General features: G+C 71.9%; 15 protein-coding genes. All 15 read left to right on the forward strand.

The genetic code is table 11. The annotated features are described in order from the left end of the window. The first annotated feature begins 84 nt into the window (after positions 1-84). The 15 genes from Pen02_RS26385 (at position 85) to Pen02_RS26455 (ending at position 18,437) form a co-directional block, all read left to right on the forward strand. Positions 85-546: a hypothetical protein gene (locus Pen02_RS26385; RefSeq protein ID WP_203868801.1), complete on the forward strand. Its 462-nt coding sequence runs from the start codon at positions 85-87 to the stop codon at positions 544-546. Next, a complete protein-coding gene (pstC, locus tag Pen02_RS26390; protein ID WP_239141327.1) occupies positions 534-1,571 on the forward strand; it encodes a phosphate ABC transporter permease subunit PstC in 1,038 nt (345 codons plus the stop codon). Before Pen02_RS26385 ends, pstC begins: the two co-directional genes overlap by 13 nt. Positions 1,572-1,688: 117 nt before the next feature. Beyond that, complete coding sequence (gene pstA / locus Pen02_RS26395) at positions 1,689-3,089, forward strand: phosphate ABC transporter permease PstA (protein ID WP_203868802.1); 1,401 nt, start codon at positions 1,689-1,691, stop codon at positions 3,087-3,089. Then, positions 3,082-4,746: a phosphate ABC transporter substrate-binding protein PstS gene (locus Pen02_RS26400; RefSeq protein WP_239141328.1), complete on the forward strand. Its 1,665-nt coding sequence runs from the start codon at positions 3,082-3,084 to the stop codon at positions 4,744-4,746. Before pstA ends, Pen02_RS26400 begins: the two co-directional genes overlap by 8 nt. Beyond that, positions 4,743-7,358 carry a hypothetical protein gene (locus tag Pen02_RS26405; RefSeq protein ID WP_203868803.1) on the forward strand — a complete coding sequence of 872 codons (2,616 nt, stop codon included), beginning with the start codon at positions 4,743-4,745 and terminating at the stop codon, positions 7,356-7,358. The genes Pen02_RS26400 and Pen02_RS26405 overlap by 4 nt, the downstream gene beginning before the upstream one ends. Positions 7,359-7,555: 197 nt before the next feature. Next, positions 7,556-8,602 carry a substrate-binding domain-containing protein gene (locus Pen02_RS26410; RefSeq protein ID WP_203868804.1) on the forward strand — a complete coding sequence of 349 codons (1,047 nt, stop codon included), beginning with the start codon at positions 7,556-7,558 and terminating at the stop codon, positions 8,600-8,602. A gap of 305 nt (positions 8,603-8,907) precedes the next feature. After that, a complete protein-coding gene (locus Pen02_RS26415; protein WP_203868805.1) occupies positions 8,908-10,020 on the forward strand; it encodes a hypothetical protein in 1,113 nt (370 codons plus the stop codon). A gap of 651 nt (positions 10,021-10,671) precedes the next feature. Further along, positions 10,672-11,415, forward strand: a complete 744-nt coding sequence (locus Pen02_RS26420; RefSeq protein ID WP_203868806.1) for an Ig-like domain-containing protein — start codon at positions 10,672-10,674, stop codon at positions 11,413-11,415. A gap of 94 nt (positions 11,416-11,509) precedes the next feature. Further along, on the forward strand, positions 11,510-12,403 hold the full coding sequence (locus tag Pen02_RS26425) for a hypothetical protein (protein ID WP_203868807.1): 894 nt from the start codon (positions 11,510-11,512) through the stop codon (positions 12,401-12,403). A gap of 135 nt (positions 12,404-12,538) precedes the next feature. Continuing rightward, positions 12,539-13,405 (forward strand): hypothetical protein, encoded by an 867-nt coding sequence (locus Pen02_RS26430; protein ID WP_203868808.1) that lies wholly within the window; start codon positions 12,539-12,541, stop codon positions 13,403-13,405. Beyond that, positions 13,402-14,388, forward strand: a complete 987-nt coding sequence (locus Pen02_RS26435) for a sortase (RefSeq protein WP_203868809.1) — start codon at positions 13,402-13,404, stop codon at positions 14,386-14,388. The genes Pen02_RS26430 and Pen02_RS26435 overlap by 4 nt, the downstream gene beginning before the upstream one ends. Before the next feature lie 13 nt (positions 14,389-14,401). Beyond that, positions 14,402-15,232 (forward strand): phosphate ABC transporter ATP-binding protein, encoded by an 831-nt coding sequence (locus Pen02_RS26440; RefSeq protein ID WP_443678486.1) that lies wholly within the window; start codon positions 14,402-14,404, stop codon positions 15,230-15,232. 300 nt (positions 15,233-15,532) lie between these two features. After that, complete coding sequence (locus tag Pen02_RS26445; RefSeq protein ID WP_203868810.1) at positions 15,533-16,756, forward strand: Ig-like domain-containing protein; 1,224 nt, start codon at positions 15,533-15,535, stop codon at positions 16,754-16,756. Between the two features lie 184 nt (positions 16,757-16,940). Further along, positions 16,941-18,017 carry a WxL protein peptidoglycan domain-containing protein gene (locus Pen02_RS26450; RefSeq protein WP_203868811.1) on the forward strand — a complete coding sequence of 359 codons (1,077 nt, stop codon included), beginning with the start codon at positions 16,941-16,943 and terminating at the stop codon, positions 18,015-18,017. A gap of 99 nt (positions 18,018-18,116) precedes the next feature. Then, positions 18,117-18,437, forward strand: coding sequence for an STAS domain-containing protein (locus tag Pen02_RS26455; protein WP_203868812.1), 321 nt, complete (start codon positions 18,117-18,119; stop codon positions 18,435-18,437). The last annotated feature ends 39 nt before the right edge of the window (positions 18,438-18,476 follow it).

Below are 18,476 nucleotides of genomic sequence, written 5' to 3' on the forward strand. Positions count from 1 at the left end.
GTGCACCAGCCGAGCTTTGTCTTCCTGGCCATGTCCGCGGGGTCGGGTGCCCGGGCGGACGAAGCCGCTGAGGAGGTCATCTGGATGCTCATCTCGCCGAACAACCGGAAGCTCGGTCGGGGCGAGGTGGGCTACCGGACGTACGTGGAATGTCGGGCGGCCGTCAAGCGGTTGCGCGAGCAGCACCACCGGACCAGTGCGCTGGCCCTGACCGACGAGTTCACCGGCCAGTGGGCGTGGCGGCTGGATCTCGACGGCGAGACGGTGGCCATTTCCAGCCGGTCCTACCTGCGGGCCCGCGAGTGCAACTACAACCTCGAACGGTTCCTCGCCGCCGTCCCGCTGGCCGAGATCGTCGAGGGCACCCGCCTGGTACGCAAGGGGCGGCGGGTGGCGTCGCAGGGTGACCGGGCGGCCGGGCGTGCCGCGCCGCGGGTCCTGCCGCCCCGGTTGGGCGACGGTCCGGTCGACCTGCGGCGGCCACCGGCGACCGAGGTCGGCCGCCGGGCCGGCGCCGAGCTGCGGGCACAGCGATGGCCCCGGTAGACACGCCCCGGACCACGATCCCGGGCGCCGCGACCGGGCCGGCGGACGCGCCCCGCCGGGTGCGGGAGCGGCGGGGCGGTGCCGACCTGCTGTTCCGGGCCCTGGCCCGAGGCGGCGGTGTCGTGGTGCTGTGCGTGATGCTGCTGGTCGGCGGCTTCCTGCTGTACCGGGCCCAGGACGCGCTCGGTGTCGCCGGGTGGTCGTTCCTGACCACCCAGGAGTGGGACCCGGACGCGGGCGCCGGACGGTTCGGGATCGCCGCCGTGCTGACCGGCACCGTGCTGATCGCCATGGTGGCGATCGTGGTCGCGGTACCGCTGGCGACCGGAGCGGCGCTCTACATCTCCGAGTACGCGCCGAGGCGGATCAGGCAGACGCTGATCAGCCTGGTCGACCTGATGGCCGCCGTACCGAGTGTGGTGTACGGGCTGTGGGGATTCTTCCTGCTTCAGGACAACGTGCTCGGGTTGAGCAATTGGATCACCACCTATTTCGGGTGGATTCCGATTTTCGACGTGAAGGACTCCGATCCGCGCGATCCGCTCTCGACGATGACGGTCTACACCTCGTCGACATTTGTCGCCGGTCTGGTCGTGGGCATGATGATCACGCCTATCGTCTGCTCGATCATGCGGGAGGTCTTCTCCCAGGCGCCGCCCGGGGAACGGGAGGGCGCGTACGCGCTCGGCGCGACGAAGTGGGGCATGATCCGGGCCGTCGTCCTGCCGTTCGGCCGGGGCGGCATGATCGGCGGCACGATGCTGGGGCTGGGCCGGGCGCTCGGCGAGACGATCGCCATCGTCATGATCATTTCTCCGGTCTTCAAGATCCAGCCGCACATCCTGGAGAACGGGGCCAGCTCGGTCGCGGCGTTGATCGCGCTGCGCTACGGCGACTCCACCGAGGCCGGCATCTCGGCGCTCTTCGCCGCCGGGCTGGCCCTCTTCGTCATGACCCTGATCGTGAACTTCCTCGCCTCGATGATCATCGCTCGCAGCCGCTCCGGCGCGGCGAGCGAGGTCTGACGGGCACCGACGATGAACAGCACGACACGCAGCACGACAGCCAGCACGAGCAGCACGACCGGCACGACGACCGGCACAGGCAGCACGACCAGCACGACGAACAAGGGGCGCCCGACGATGAGCCCGAAGCACCCGGTGGACGTCCCGACCGGGACACCGACCGACGCACCGGCCGATTCGGCGGTCCGGGTCGCGCGGGCGCGGTCGGGAGGTGGCGGCAGCACCATCCTGCCGGTACGCCGGGAGCAGCCGGACGCGGTCGAGGTGCGCCGGGTCACCGCCACGGTACGGCGCACCGACGTCTTCGCAGCGGTCGGCGCGACGGTCGCCGCGCTGAGCGTGACCACGCTGCTCTACACCCAACTCGCCCCGTTCGACGGCGTACTCGGCTTCGTCGTGCTCGGCTACCTGGCGTTCCTCGGCTTCTACGGCCTGCTGGTGTCGCTGGACGAGGACGGCCCCGCCGTACGCGACCGGCTGGTCGGTGCCGTCGTGCACAGCCTCGGCTTCCTGGTCCTCGCCGTACTGGCGCTGGTGGTCCTCTACACCTTCGCCGAGGGCTGGCGACCGTTGACGCACCTGAACTTCCTCACCGAGGACATGTCGGTCACCGGTCCGCTCGAACCGCTGACCCAGGGCGGCGCCCTGCACGCCATCGTCGGCACCCTCCAGCAGATCGGCCTGGCGCTGCTGTTCACCGTGCCGCTCGCGATGATCTGCGCGGTCTTCCTCAGCGAGATCCCGGGCCGGCTGAGCCGGCTGGTCCGGACGATCGCGGAGGCGATGACCGCGCTGCCGTCCATCGTGGCCGGCCTGTTCGTCTACGCGACAGTGATCCTCGCGCTCGGCTACCGCCACTCCAGCTTTGCCACGTCGCTGGCGATCAGCGTGATGATGCTGCCGATCATCATCCGCGCCGCCGACGTGGTGATCCGGCTGGTACCCGGAAGCCTGCGCGAGGCCGCGCTGGCGCTGGGCGCCTCGCAGTGGCGGACGGTCTGGCACGTGGTACTGCCGACCGCGCGGTCCGGGCTGACCACCGCAGTGATCCTGGGCACCGCGCGGGGCATCGGCGAGACCTCCCCGGTACTGCTGACCGCAGGCGGCGCGACAAGCGTCAACCTGAACCCGTTCGACGGCTGGAACAACTCGCTGCCGCTGGTCACCTACGCGCTCACCCGGTCGCCCGAGGAGAGCTTCATCGTCCGGGGCTTCGGCACCGCCGCGACCCTGATGGTGCTGGTACTGCTGCTTTTCGTGCTGGCCCGGCTGGTCGGCGGACGCGGCCCGGGACAGTTGAGCCGGCGGCAACTGCGACGCCGGGCCCGCGAGTCGGCCCGGGACGTGACCCGGTACGCCCGACGCGCCGGACCGCCTCCCGCCGTCCGCGCCGTCGGACCCGCGCCCGCCGTCCGCTCCGCCGGACCTCCGCCCGCGCCGCGCCCCGGGACGGCCGGCGCCGACCGGCACGGTGTGCCCGCCGTGTCCCCACCCGAAAAGGAGAACCGTGATGGCTGAGACCGCAACCCGGATGCGTCGGGGGGTGGCCCGGCTGCTCGCGCTCGCCCTGGTCGCGGCGTCGGTGCTGCTCGGCACGCCGGCCACCGCCGCGCCCCGGCTCGTCTCGATCACCGGCTCCGGTTCGACCTGGAGCCAGAACGCGCTCGACCAGTGGCGGGCCGACGTCCGGCAGAACAACATCACCGTGCACTACAGCGGCGTCGGCTCGACGGCGGGTCGCAACGCCTTCGCGCAGGGCACCGTCGACTTCGCGGTCTCCGAGATCGAGTTCGGTGCGGAGGCGAACGAGGCCATCCCGCGCCGCAGGTTCGCGTACATGCCGATCGTGGCCGGTGGCACCTCGTTCATGTACAACCTGAAGATCGGCGGTCGGCGGGTGACGAACCTGCGGCTCTCCGGGGACGTGATCGCCAAGATCTTCACCGGTTCGATCCGGATGTGGAACGACGCCGCGATCCGGGCCGACAATCCCGGGCTCAACCTGCCGGCCCGGCGGATCGTGCCGGTGGTCCGCTCCGACGGCTCCGGCACCACCGCCCAGTTCGTCAAGTGGATGAACAACCAGTACCCGTCGATCTGGCGCCCCTGGTGCCGGTCCAAGGGTCGGACCGAGGCGCAGTGCAACGTGCTGTCGTTCTACCCGCCCGGGTTCACCGCGCAGGCCGGGTCGAGCCAGATCGCCGGGTACGTCGCGGGCAGCAACGCCGAGGGCGCCATCACCTACGTCGAGTACTCGTACGCCAAGGAGAACGGGTTTCCGGTGGTGAAGGTGCTCAACAAGGCCGGGTACTACGTGGAGCCGACCGCCAACAGTGTCGCGGTGGCGCTGACCAGGGCGCAGATCGAGACCGGCAACCCGAACGCGCAGAACTACCTGACCCAGAAGCTGGAAGGCGTCTACAACGACCGGGACAAGCGCACCTATCCGCTCTCCTCCTACTCGTACATGGTCATCCCGTTGGCGCACGAGAACGGCGTGACCGAGGGCAAGGCGTACACGCTGGGCCGGTTCGCCTACTACTTCCTCTGTCAGGGCCAGCAGAAGGTCGACCTGCTCGGCTACTCGCCGCTGCCGATCAACCTGGTGGAGGCGGGTTTCAACCAGGTGAAGCGGATTCCCGGCGTGGTGCAGGAGGCGCGGCCGATCCGGAGCTGCAACAACCCGACGTTCTCCACCGACGGCACCAACACCCTCGCCCGGACCGCCGTCAACCCGCCGGAGTGCGACAAGAAAGGGAACGGTCAACAGTGCACGGCCGGTACCGGTGGCGCCGCCGGCACCCCGACCGAGAACAGCAACAACAACTCCGGCGGCAGCGGCACCGGCAACGGCAGCGCCGGTACTCCCGGCGGAACCGGCAACCCGGGCGGCACCGGTACCAGCCCCAGCGTCGCACCGACCGCCAGCCAGTCGGCCGGACCGGGGCTGGTCGACCCGGCCACCGGAGAGGTGATCGGCAACGGCAACGGCGGCGGGGGTGAGCAGTTCGTCGCGGGCGTACCCGTCTCGCTCGCCGGCGAGGGCGGCTGGCGACTGCGGCACACCATGATGGTGCTGGCCGGGATCGTGCTGCTCGCCCTGGTGGTCGGCCCACCGTTGATCTTCCGGCGGTCCGGGGTCACCCGCACCGGCACCGAAGGACCGAAGCGATGAGGCTCCGGACGCGTGCCGCCGGGCCGGCACCGGTCCCGTCGCCAGGTCGCCCGTCACCGTTGCGGCGTTGGGTGGCGGCGGTGGCGGCGGTGCTGGTCGCGCCGACGGCGCTGCTGGCCGTCGGCGGCGCGGACCTGCGGCAACCGGCGCAGGCAGCCGTACCGGGGGACCGGCTCACCGAGTCGGCCCTGACGCAGCACGGCCGGCGCGGCCAGTACGAGGACTTCTCCGGGCTGCGGGTCACCGTCTCGCAGACCCGCAACCTCGTCACCCAGGGCATCGAGGTCAGCTGGACCGGCGGCCGGGCGACCGCCCCGGAGAGCGCGTACGGCACCAGTTACCTCCAGGTCATGCAGTGCTGGGGGCCCGATCCCGACGCCCCGGACTTCCGGGAGACCTGCCAGTTCGGCGGCCTGACCGCCAAGGGCGAGGTCAGCGAGGAACTCGAACTCCAGGTGGGCGTCTCGGCCTCCAGCCGCTCGGTCGACTTCAACCTCGACGCCAACGGGAATCCGGCCGGACGCGACCCGGCCGAACGGCTGCCGGCCGACGCGCAGGTCATCCCGTTCCGCTCCTCGGACGGCGAACGCACCCGGATGAAGGACTTCCCGCCGGCCGGGGCGCCCGACGACGGTGTCCCGGACGTGGAGGACTTCTTCCGGCGGGACGAGACCAACGAGGTGGTGGCCGCCCGGACCAGCTCGGACGGGGCCGGCCGGATCATCTTCGAGGTGCAGCGCGGATCGGACGCCAAGGGACTCAACTGCGGCGAGGTGCTCGCCGACGCCCCCGCCGGCCGGCGCTGCTGGCTGGTGGTCGTACCCCGGGGCGATCGGGACTTCCACGGCGACGTCTACCAGAGCACGCGACGGGCCAGCGGTTCCCCGCTGCTGCCCAGCTACTTCGCCAACCGGATCGTCTTCCCGCTGGACTTCGAGCCGGTCCGCCCGCCGTGCCCGTTGGGCGGGGAGGTCTTCGACACCGTCGGCTCCGAGATGGTGGCACCGGCCGCGGTGAGCTGGCAGGCCAGCCTGTGCGCGGGTGGCCGGGCCGCCTTCTCGCACACCGTCACCACCGAGTCGACGGCGGGCGCGGCCGTACTCTCGCCCGGCGCCCAGGGCCGGGGCGTCGCGTACGTCGACGAACCGGTGCTGCGCGCGGAGACCGATCCGATGGTGCTGCACGCCCCGATCACGGTGAACGCGGCGGTGATCGCCTTCCAGGTGGAGGCCCGGACGTCGAAGTCGGAGGTGCCGGGCTCGACCCCGGACGCGCAGCGGCTCAACGGCCAGCCGCTGCCGGAGCTGAAACTGACGCCTCGACTGGTGGCCAAGCTGCTGACCCAGTCGTACCAGCAGGACGTGCCCGACCCCAGCGACAACCCGGACATCGCGAAGAATCCACGGTCGATCCGGGTCGACGACGAGTTCGTCAGGCTGAACCCGGTATTCGACAGCTTCTTCCCGACCTCGCGGCACTATCCGATCCAGTTGCCGGACGGCGAGTCGGTGCTGGCCCGCCGGGTGTGGCAGTGGGTACTGGCGGACGAGGCGGCCCGACGGTGGCTGTCCGGGGTACCCGACGAGAAGGGGATGCGGGTGAACCCCGCGTACGTGCCGCTGGTGTTCGGCGACGGCCAGGGCCTGCCACGGTTCCCGAAGGAGGATCCGAGCTGCCGCACGGGGGAGCCCACGAACGGGGTACCGAAGTTCGAGTACTGCATGCCGGGCTTCGCGCCTTGGGCGGAGAGCCTGGAGGTCGCCGCGCGGCAGACGCTGCGCAGTGACGCCCGGCAGCGGATCGTCTGGGACGAGACCGCCGGTGGCATCGACCCGGAGAATCCCCAGGCACGACTGGGCGACTACAAGGCGGCCCCACCGCCGTTGCCCGGTCGCAAGTTCGGCCTCGGGATCACCGACGCGGCATCGGCGGCCCGGTACGGGCTGGCCACCGCGAGCCTGTGCGACGCCGCCGGCCAGGGGTGCGTCACGGCGAACGGCGCCGGTCTGCTGGCCGGGGTCGGCGCGATGGAACCCAGTCCCGTCGACGGGGTTCTGCAAGCCAACCCGACCCGGTCCGTGCCCGGTGCCTATCCGCTCACCATGCTGACCTACGCCGCCGCCAACCTCGACCGGGCCGAGCCGGCCCGCCGCGAGTACGCCCGGCTGTTGCGCTTCATCGCCACCGACGGGCAGACGATCGGGTCCAAGCCCGGACAGCTACCACCCGGGTACGCGCCCCTGCCGCAGTCGCTGCGGAACCAGACCCTCGCGGTGGCCACCGAACTCGCGAAGGTCGTCCCCTCGTCGCCCACGCCGACCGGTTCCGCCCCGGGGTCCTCGTCGGACCCGCCGCCCTCGACGTCGCCGTCGCCGTCCACCCCGGCGGGCGGGGCGACGCCGAGCCCGGCCGGCACCCCGTCGGCCACCCCGACGCCGCCGGCCGCCGTGGTTCCGGTCGCCGCCACGACGCCGACCCCGGGCGAGCCGGTCGGCTGGCTGCGGTTCCTGCTGCTCGGCGTGCTCGGGGCCGGGATGGCGAGCGGCATCGCGGGTCCGGTCATGCTGACGCTCGGGTACCGCCGCTCCACTTCGGACGGAACCGGGACGTGAAGATCGGCGATTCCGAACTGCGGTCGTTGAATATATATCGCCGACGATTCATTCGGCCTACATGTTGGCGAAATTTTGCGCACTGAACGTTCCCACGATCCAGGTATCGCGTCCCCGGCCCGGCGATCGATGCTCCAGTCGGCTCAGAAAGAGCAACGAGCCAAACCTCTTTCTGGAGGAAAGGGAGAACCATGCAGGTGAGGATAATTGTCGCGACGGTGGGCGCGGCCCTCGTCGCGGCCGTCGGTGCCGTGGCGGTGGCCGGCCCGGCCGCCGCCGACCCGAGTCCGGTGACCGACTACCGGACGCTGGCGGGGGTCGGTTCGGACACCACCCAGGACGTGCTCAACGGGCTGGGCGAGGCGATCACCGTCGGCGGCCAGAAGGCGATCGCGTCCTGGGACGCGCGGGGCACCGCGACCGTCAAGACCAAGGCGACGGGCTGCGAGCTGGCCCGGCCGAACGGCTCGTCGGCGGGTCGCACGGCGCTGCGGGACTCGGAGCTGCCCGGCAGCCCCACCGCCGGCTGCGTCGACTTCGCCCGGTCGTCGAGCGGTACCACGAACGTCCCGTCCGGCACCGGAACCTGGGTACCGTTCGCCGTGGACGCGGTCAGCTTCGCGATCAACCGGAACAGCGACCTGCCGATCAACATGTCGGTGGCGCTGCTGCAGAACATCTACAAGTGCGTGATCAGCCACATCGGCGGCATCCCGATCCAGCCGCTGCTGCTACAGGCCGGCTCCGGCACCCGGCAGTTCTGGAACGGGCAGATGTCCATCACCGACCAGGAGATCGCCCTCGGCGACTACCCGTGCCTGGTGCCGGCGTCGCCGACGGTGCCGGACGGTAGCGGACTTCCGGAGGTGCAGGAGCACGACGCCCGGGTACTCGAGGGGCACACCGACTACCTCATGCCGTACTCGATCGCCCAGCACATCGCCCAGGGCAACAGCCTGGCCGGGGTCGAGGACCGGCGTGGCCCGTCGGAACTCGGCCGGATCAACACCGTGTCGCCGTACGCGGCCGGGACGGCTCCGCCGAACGAGGTACTGAACGTCAACTTCCCGCTGCGCCGGACGGTGTACAACATCGTTCCGACCGCCGACCTGAACAACAGCGTGATCGACCAGGTGTTCACCGGCGCCGACTCGCTGATCTGTCAGCGGGCCGCCCTCATCCAGCAGTACGGCTTCGGCGTCGCCGCCGACTGTGGTTCCGTCGCGCTGCGCGGCAACCTCTGACAACCGGCAACCAACCCGCACCGAACCGCTCGTGCTCGTGGCCGACGTCCGTCGGTCACGAGCACGACCGTATTCGGGCGTACTCCCGGACACCCCGTTCCGCTGCTCCTCGTGCCAGTGGCCGCAAGGGTGCGCCGGCGCTGTCCGCCGAAGCGATTCATCTGGCCTTCATGCGGGCGAAGGATTGGGCACGGAACGTTTTCTGAATACCGGTGTCGATGTCTGCGGGAATCAGGGAATGCTGATTGCAGCCCATTCATACAGGGGAATGGGTCGACCTCCTGTCTGGCGTGAAAGGGAGAACGATGCAGGTTAAGTCCCTCGGGAAGGCGGTGGGGACGGCGCTCGCGGCCGTACTCGCCGTCACGGCGGTGGCCACCCCGGCCTCGGCCGACCCGTTCACCGGGTTCCCCCCGTACCCGACCGACCCTGCCGCCTACCGGATCCTGGCCGGCACCGGCTCGGACACCACCCAGGACGTGCTGAACGGTCTCGGCGCGGCGATCGGCGGCGGCACCGTGCTGGCCTCCTGGGACGCGCGCGGCACCTCGCCCATCAAGACCAAGGCCACCAACTGCGTGTTCCAGCGGCCGAACGGCTCCACGGAGGGCAACCGCTCGCTGTGGGCCTCGAAGGTGCAGGCCCCGGCGGCCAGCACCATCGAGGAGTGCGTCGACTTCGCCCGCTCGTCCAGCGGTACGACCCTGGTCGCCGGGGGCAACGGGACCTGGATCCCGTTCGCCCTGGACGCGGTGACGTACGCGATCAACGAGAACAGCGACCTGCCGACCAACATGTCGCTGTCGCTGCTGCAGAACATCTACAAGTGCGTCACCAGGACCGTCGGCTCCTTCCCGGTCCAGCCGCTGCTGATCCAGCCCGGCTCGGGTACCCGGCAGTTCTGGAACCAGCAGATGGGCATCACCGACGCGGAGATTGCCGCCGGTGACTACCCCTGCCTGGTGCCGGCGTCGGCGACCGTGCCGGACGGTACCGGCGTCGCGCCGGTGCAGGAGCACGACGGTCGGGAACTGACCGGACACAACTCCTACGTCATGCCGTTCTCGATCGCCCAGCACATCGCCCAGGGCAACAGCATGGCGGGGGTCGAGGACCGGCGCGGTCCGGCACTGCTCGGCAGCATCAACACCGTCTCGCCGTACGCCGCCGGCAGCAACCCGCCGAACGAGGTGCTCAACCCCGCCTTCCCGCTGAACCGGCGCGTCTACAACATCGTCGCGTCCAGTGAGCTGACCGAGGAGTGGATCGACCGGGTCTTCACCGCCGGTGGGTCCTTCGGTTCGCTGCTCTGCGCGCAGAGCGGGGTCATCACCAGCTACGGGTTCGCGACCATCGGCGACTGCGGGTCGACCGCACTGACCGGCAACCTGAACACCACCGGCTGGCCGCCGGCCTGACCTCCGGGTGGCCGGCGGTCTCGGTGTAGACGGTTGCCAGCCGGGGCAGCGGGAAACGGCCGGCGCTCACGCCCCATCGATTCCAACCCGCACTCGTGGCCGGCGTTCCGCGCCGGTCGCGAGTGCGACCTCGGGCGCTCCGCTGCTCCGCCGAACACCCGTCGACGGAACGGCCGTTTCGGCGGTCCGCCGGGCACCGGTCGACGGGACGGACGGATCGCGGTGACTGTCCGGTCTCGACGGTCGGTCGAATGGCCGATCGCGAATTCCGCCCCTCGTCGGAAAGCGCTTCGGGTTCATCTGGCCTTCATGTTGGCGAAGCATTGGGCACGAAACGTTTCCGGAGCGCGGGTGTCGACGTACCCGATGGGCAGGGAATGCTGGTCGCGGTCCATTCGGCGAAGGTCGGACGGACCGGTCTTGGCACTTCGCTCCATCGACCCGGCGTAATTGGTCCGGCGCAATTGTCCGGATCGCGGGTCGACGCAGAGAACCTCAGTGGAGTCCGGCCGGTGGAAACCACACCGGATTCAGCGTTTTTCCGACGTTTGCGCACCATCACGGCGGCGCTTCCGGCCGCCGGACCGAGGCCCCGGGTAACGACCCGGGAACGGCGAACCCGCGAAACCGCACCGAGAGAGGAAGTGCTTCGTGAGCAAGGCCAAGTCTCTGTTCGTCCGGACGGCGGCGGTGCTGTCGACCGTCACGGTCGCGACGCTGGCGCTGCTGACCGCCCCCGCGCAGGCGGAGAGCCCGATCCTGGGCACCGTCGCGCTGGCGCCCGGCGGCGGCGGCGTCAACGACAACCCGTTCGTGACCGGGGCCACCACCTCGGCGGCCTGCCCGAGCGGCTTCGGCGAGAACGCCGCGCTGAAGGTCGGCCCCGTCGGCGGCCCGTACAGCCCGCTGGCCCGGATCGGCGGCCTGGCGAACTACGACCAGGCGCCGTTCACCCTCGCGGCGAACCGTTCGCTCGCCACCGCCCTCGGGGCGGCCCCGGCGGACGGCACCTACGAGGTGGCGATCTCCTGCTCCGGTACGACCGGGGCGGCCGCCAAGGACTTCTCGACCCTGATCACCGTCACCGGCGACACCTGGGCGGTGAAGAACGCGGCGGCCACCACCACCCGGCTGAACGCCAAGCCGGTGCTGTTCGCCTTCGAGGGCCAGCGGGTGACGCTGACCGCGACGGTGCGGCGCAACGCCGCCGGCAGCGTCGAGTTCTTCGCCGATTCCAGCAGCGTCGGCACCGCGCCCGTGGTCGACGGCAGCGCCGTACTCGCCACCACCACCCTGCCGAGCGGCCTGCTCCGGCTCACGGCCACCTTCACCCCCGAGGACCCGCGGCTGTTCGCGCCCTCCACGTCGCAGATCTGCTACCTCGTGATCGGTTGAGTCAGCGCGTCCGAGACGCGTGCCACCCGGGTGGCCGGAGGTCCTCTGTGGACGTCCGGCCACACGCCCGTGTTGTCGACAGGAAAGGAACACTGTGCAGACGCCACCCCGCCGGCTCGGCCGGACCGGCGCGACGCTCCTCGCGGTCGCGCTGACCTTCGGTGCCGGCATGACCGCCGCGGCGATGGTCGCCCTCACCCCGCCGGCCCAGGCGGCACCCTCGCTCGGCACCCTCACCATCTCGCCGACCAGCGGCAGCGTGACCGAGGGTACGCGGGACGCGCCCGCCTTCACCGCTGGCACCTCGGCGGCCTGCCCGGCCGGCTCGGGCGCCCAGGCACAGCTCAGGATCAGCCCGGCCGGTCAGCCGGGCCGGCCGGCGGGCGGCAACCTCGCCCGGATCGCCAGCGACACCAACTACGACCGCGCGCCGTTCACCCTCCGCACCGACCGGTCGATCGCCAGGGCGCTGGACCCGACTCCCGACGACGGCAACCATCCGGCGCCGGCGGACGGCGACTACCGGATCACCGTCGAGTGCATGACCGAGCTGGCCGAGGTGCACGAACACTGGTTCCAGGCGCTGGTCACGATCAGCGGACCGACCTGGCAGGTCAAGCAGGCCCCGAGCGGCTCGCCCACCCCGACCGGTTCGGCCGACCCGACCCCGACCGCCAGCCCGACGGCGACGCCGACCGCGAGCCCGACGGCCAGTCCCACGCCGACGCCGACGGAGCCGGCCAGCCCGACGCCGACTCCCACGGAGACGGCCAGCCCCACACCCACCCCGACGGAGACGGCCAGCCCCACGCCGACCCCGACCGAGTCGGAGAGCCCGAGTCCGAGCCCCAGCCAGACCGAGGGAGGCGGTGGCGGCAACCTCGCGCTGACCGGTACCTCACTGCCGACCCTGCTGACCGGCGGTCTCGTCCTCGTCGTCGTCGGCGTGGCCGCGATGCTGCTGGCCCGGCGCCGCGACCACCCGTAAGCCATGGCAGGAGCGCGGACCGGCACGGAAAGGCCGGCAGCCGGAGGTCGACGTGACCGGTCGGGAGCCGCGCCCGTCGGGCGACAACCCAAACCGGAGCGGCCGTCGGTCCGCCGGGGCGCGAGGAAGGAAACCATGTCCGTACTGGGACCAGTGCAGTACCGAGGACCGGCGCTGCTGCTCTCGGCGTTGCTGCTCGCCGCAGCCGGGTCGGCGGTACCGGCGTCGGGCGCCCCCGCCCTGCCGACCGGCCGCGACGCGGCCCTCGGCACACTCACCGTCACCCCGAGCAGCGGGACCGTCGACGGCAATCCGATGCTCGCCTCGGCGACCACGTCGGCACCGTGCCCGGCCCGGTACGGCTCCGCCGCGCTGCTGCGGGTCGGGCCGGTCGGCGGCCCGTACAGCAACATCGCCCGACCGGGCGGGGCCGGCGGCTACGACACGGCGCCGGTCACCATGAACCCGAACCGGTCGATGGCGATGTCCCAGGGCCGGCCGCCCGTCGACGGCGAGTACGCGATCGTCGTCGAGTGCGTCAGCGACACCCTGGGCACCCATCCGGACCGCTTCGAGTTCCGGATCGTCGTGACCGGCGGCACCTGGCGGGTCGACACCCGCGCCGCCGGCCGGCCCGCACCGTCGGGCACCGCCGCCCGGGGCACGACCGACCCGACCGACGGCTCCGACGGTGGCGCGACGGGCCCGGCCAGCGACTCCGACGGCGCGACGGGCCCGGCCAGCGACTCCGACGGCGCGACGGGCACGGCGGGCGGTTCCGACGGCGACACGACCGGCACGGCACCGCCCGCGCCGGCCGACGCGCCCGGGGAGCGGGCCGCCGCGACCAGCCCGCCATCGGCTCCGGCCCCGGCCGACCTGGCCGGTAGACCGGAGCAGACCGGCTCGCCGCTGCCCTGGCTGCTCGGTGGCGCCGCCCTGCTGGCGTGCGTGGCGGTCGTGGTCCCACTGGTCCGCAGGCGGGGGAGGAGACAGCCGTGACCGCCACCGTCCAACCGCCGACCGTGTCACCGACCGATCTCGGTCCGCCACCACCGGCCGGCCCACCCCGCTCGGCATCCGCGTCCGGCGGTTCGCCGTCCCGACCCGCTCCGACCCGGCCGCCCCGATCGGTCGAGATCCCGGCCGTACGCGTCACCGGCACCGTGCTGACCCTGCTCGGGGTGCTGCTGCTGGCCTTCGTCGTACACCTGACGCTGATCTCCCAGCTCCGCTACGAGCGGGCCCAGCAGACGGCGTACGCCGACTTCCGCAAGGAACTGGCCGAGGGGATCGCACCGGTCGGCCAGACCGACCTCGACGGCGAACTGCTGCGTCCGGGCGCCTCGGTGGCGGTACTCCGGATCCCCGCGCTCGGCACCCGGCAGGTGGTCTTCGAGGGGACCGGCGCAGGCGTGTTGCAGAACGGTCCTGGGCACCGCCGCGACACGGTACTGCCCGGCCAGCCCGGCACGAGCGTGCTGCTGGGCCGGCATGCGGGGTACGGCGGTCCGTTCGCCGGGCTGGCACTGCTGAACCCCGGCGACGAGATCGTGGTGGTGACCGGGCAGGGCGAGCACCGGTACCGGATCACCGGCCTGCGCCGCCCCGGCGATCCGCTGCCGTCCCGGCTGGCCGAGGGGGCGGGCCGGCTCACCCTGGTCACCGCCGACGGCCGGCCGTACCTGCCAAACGACGTCCTGTACGCCGACGCCGACCTCGTCTCGCCGGCCCAACCCGCGCCGCAGCGGCGGTTCGGGGCGCAGTCGCTGACCCCGGCCGAGCAGGCGATGGCCGGCGACCCGGACGCCTGGGTGCCGCTGGTGCTGTGGGGCCAGGCGCTGCTGATCGCCGCCTACGCGGTGAGCTGGGCCTGGGCCCGCTGGGGCGGTTGGCAGGCGTGGGTGTCCGGCATGCCGCTGCTCGCCGTCCTCGGCCTCACCGTGGCGGACCAGGCCGTCCGACTCCTGCCCAACCTCTACTGACGACGGAGCCGAGATGAGCCTCGACAGCACCTCCCTGATGCCCACCGCCCCGCCCGGCCCGTACGGCGGCCTGGCAGCCCTGGAAGCCAGCGCGATATCCGCGTGGTTCGGCCAGCACAAGGTGCTCGACCGGGTGTCGCTGACCATGGCGGCCGGCGAGGTCACCGCCCTGATCGGGCCGTCGGGCTGCGGGAAGTCCACCTTCCTGCGGATCCTCAACCGGATGCACGAACTGATCCCCGGGGCGTCGCTGGCCGGCGAGGTGATGCTCGACGGCCAGGACCTGTACGCGCCGGTCCGCCGGATCACCGACGCCCGCCGGCAGGTCGGGATGGTCTTCCAGAAGCCCAACCCGTTCCCGACGATGTCCATCTACGACAACGTCGTCGCCGGACTGCGGCTCACCGGTACCCGGATCAACCGTGCCGACCGGGACGCCCTGGTCGAGGAGTGCCTGACCAAGGCCGGCCTCTGGAAGGAGGTACGGGATCGGCTCCGCTCGCCGGGCGGTGCGCTCTCCGGCGGGCAGCAACAGCGGCTCTGCATCGCCCGCTCGCTGGCGGTACGGCCCCGGGTGCTGCTGATGGACGAGCCCTGCTCCGCGCTCGACCCGACCTCGACCCGGCGGATCGAGGAGACCATCGCCGAACTGGTGGCCGAGGTGACGATCGTGATCGTCACGCACAACATGCAGCAGGCAGCGCGGGTTTCCGACCAGTGCGCGTTCTTCCTCGCCGAACACGGTACGCCCGGCGCCATCGTCGAGCACGGGCCGACCGAGGTGATGTTCGACAGCCCGCAGGACTCTCGTACCTACGACTATGTGCACGGACGGTTCGGATAGGCCGATCCGCCGACCGGTCGATGGCGTTCACCGGGTCGGCGACGGCAACGAAAAGGTGAACCGGCTGCTCGCGCCGGCTCTGACATCTGCCATTCATGCGGTGGATCAACTCGATTCTTTCCGCTGTCGATCCCGTGTCAGTTCGGCCGTAACCCGCAATTTTCCTGCTGCATGTCCGGCCTTGGCGTTGGCCTGCACGACGGGTCACGGCCCGTGTGCAGCCTGATCGAGGTCGCGGCAGGTGACTGCTCCCGACGGGGGAGAGCCGCCGCACCGCATTCCTCGCGAAGGAAGTGATTCATGAAGGCAACGAAGACCCTGCTCGGTCGGGCGGCCGCCCTGGCCGGCGCGGTCGCGCTGACCACGGTCGGCCTGGTCGGCGTCGCGGCGCCGGCCCAGGCCGCCGCAGCGGGCACCATTACCCTCAACCCCACCAGCGGCAGCGTCACCGACAACCCGATGCTGTCCCAGGCCACCACCTCGGCGGCCTGCCCCACCGGCTTCGGCGACCAGGCCGCCCTGCGGGTCGGCCCGGTCGGCGGTCAGGTGGCCAACCTCAACCGGATCGCCAGCGACACCGGCTACGACACGGCTCCGTTCACCCTGGCGGCCAACCGGTCGATGGCGACGGCGCTGGCCGGCACTCCGGCCAACGGCGACTACGTCGTCGTGATCGAGTGCCTCAGCGAACTCAACGGGGTCCACCCGGACCGCTTCGAGACCGTGATCACGGTCAACGGAGGTAACTGGCGGGCCAAGGGCGCGGTCGACCCGGTCGTCCCGACCACCACCGTGCTGGGCGCCAGCCCGGCCGGACCGGTCGAGGCCGGCACCGCCGTGACCCTCACCGCCACCGTGGACCCGGCCGCTGCGGCCGGTACGGTCTCCTTCCGCAACGGCAGCACGGCGGTCGGCACCGCGCCGGTGTCGGGTGGTACGGCCGCGATCACCATCTCCACCCTTCCGGTGGGGAGCAACTCGCTCACCGCCCAGTTCACCCCGGCTGACCCGGCGGCCTTCGGGCCGTCGACGTCGACCGAGGTGAACGTCCAGGTGACCGCACCGGGTGCCGTCAACAAGGGGCAGGAGATCACGGCCGAGATCGTCGGCGGTGGCCTCTCGCTGGAGGTGGCGGGTACCGCTGTCGCCCTCTCCGGCGGTGTGGTCGGCGGTACGGCCACCGGCACGCTGAACACGGCGACGGTGACCGACCTGCGCGGCACCAGCGCCGGGTGGAACCTCACCGGGCAGGTGGAGGACTTCGTCGGCCCGGCCGGCGCCACCATCGACGGCAACCAGCTCGGCTGGACGCCGAACGCCGGCAAGGTCAGCGGCAGCGGCACCGCCACCGCGGGCGCCGCCGCGGCGCCGGGTACCGGCCTGGGGGAGACCAGGACCCTCTGCCGGGCCGACGAGGGCAGCAGCGCCGGCACCTTCGAGTGCGGCGCCGGTCTGGGCCTCGGCATCCCGGACACCACCACGCCGGGCAGCTACGCCGGCACCCTCACCCTGACGCTGGTCTGACCGGCCGACGGTCGAGGCGACGGCGGGGGTACCACGGGCATCCGGTCCGTGGCGCCCCCGCCGTACCACCGTTTGAAGAACCAACCACGACGCAGTGCTGCCGGACAAGCCGTGACCGAGCACAGCGCGGACCTCGGCCCGCTCGGCCGCCCAGGTCGTCGCGCTGAGGAGCGAGGAGCCAACAATGACCGTCATCCGATTCCGCCGCGTCTTCGCCGCCTCGGTCGTCGCCGTCGCCCTGCTGGCCGCGCCGGCCGGCCCGGCCGCTGCCGCCCCCGGCGACGAGTTCCGGTGGACCGTGGAGCCGGCCGACGCGACCGGCGCCGCTCCACCCGGCCAGTTCGGTTACGACCTCGCCCCCGGGCAGCAGCGCGACGACCGGGTGGCGGTGACCAACCGGTCGGTCCGGCCGCTCACCGTGACCGTGTACGCCACCGACGCGTCCACCTCGGGCGACGGCGCGTTCGCGCTGCCGCCGGCCAGCCAGCCCGCGCGCGAGGCCGGTGCCTGGATCGGCCTGGAGCGCCAGGTCCGGACCCTGCGCCCCGGGGAGCGGGCCGTCCTGCCGTTCCGGGTGACCGTCCCCCGTGACGCGACGCCGGGCGATCACGCGGCCGGGATCGTCGCCTCGGTCGCCGAGCAGCGTACCGACGCCGAGGGGCAGCGGGTCAACGTGGAGCGTCGGGTCGGCGCGCGGATCTACCTGCGGGTGAACGGGCCGCTCGCGCCGATGGTCGACGTCGAGTCGGTGCAGGTCGGGTACGCGAACTCGGCGGTGCCGTTCGCCCGTGGCCCGGCGACGGTCACCTACCGGCTGCGCAACCCCGGCAATGTCCGGGTCGGCGGCACCGCCAAACTGCGCACCACCGGCCTGTTCGGCGTACCGCTCGCCAGCGGTCAGGACGTCACCCTGCCGGAGTTGCTGCCCGGTGCCCGGGTGACGCTGGTCCGCCGGATCGACGGGGTACCGTCGGCCGGCATGGTCACCGCCACGGTACGGGTCGAGGCCACCAGCAGCGAGGGACCGCTGCCCGTCGTGACCCGTACCGGAACGGTCTGGACCTTTCCCTGGACGATGCTCTATCTCCTCGTGGTGATCGGCGCGGTGCTGGCCCTGCTCTGGTGGCGTCGACGTCGGCGGCGTGCGGCCGGAGTCGACGCCACGCCGGCCGACGATCCGGTCGAGCCGGCCGAGGTCGCCGACCCGGACACCGGCCGGGCGGACGACGGAGAGGCCGTCCCGCTGGCCGCCCCGCGCTGATATCGATATGGGCGCCAATCGCCGCGCTCTCCTCGACACCTGTTCTGCACCTTCGTAGGGTGGGCCGCACACAGGAGGCGGTGCAGGAGGGCTGGTCCGATGCCCAACACCCTGGTGGACGTGTCGACGGTCGTGGACGGCACGCTCGTGGTGCAGCCGCACGGGCAGGTCGGCATCGACTGTGCCGCCGAGTTGCGGCACATTCTCGTACGCGTGGTGCGTAAGGTCCGGCCGTGGCGGGTGATGGTGGACCTGTCCGACGTGTCCACCGTCGATCCGATCGGTGTCGGGACGCTCGCCGCCGCGTGCCACGTCGGCGACGACGACAACGTCGTGGTCTCGTTCCGGACCAACTCCGCGACGTTGGCCCGCCGGCTCACCGCCGCAGGGGTGCCGCCGCAGCGACTGCGGAGCTGTTAGCCGGCGCGGGCCGGCTGTCGCCCGGCCCCTGGCCCTGCG

Origin of the sequence: Plantactinospora endophytica (assembly GCF_016862915.1) — a bacterium.
In the GTDB taxonomy this organism is placed as follows: domain Bacteria; phylum Actinomycetota; class Actinomycetes; order Mycobacteriales; family Micromonosporaceae; genus Plantactinospora; species Plantactinospora endophytica.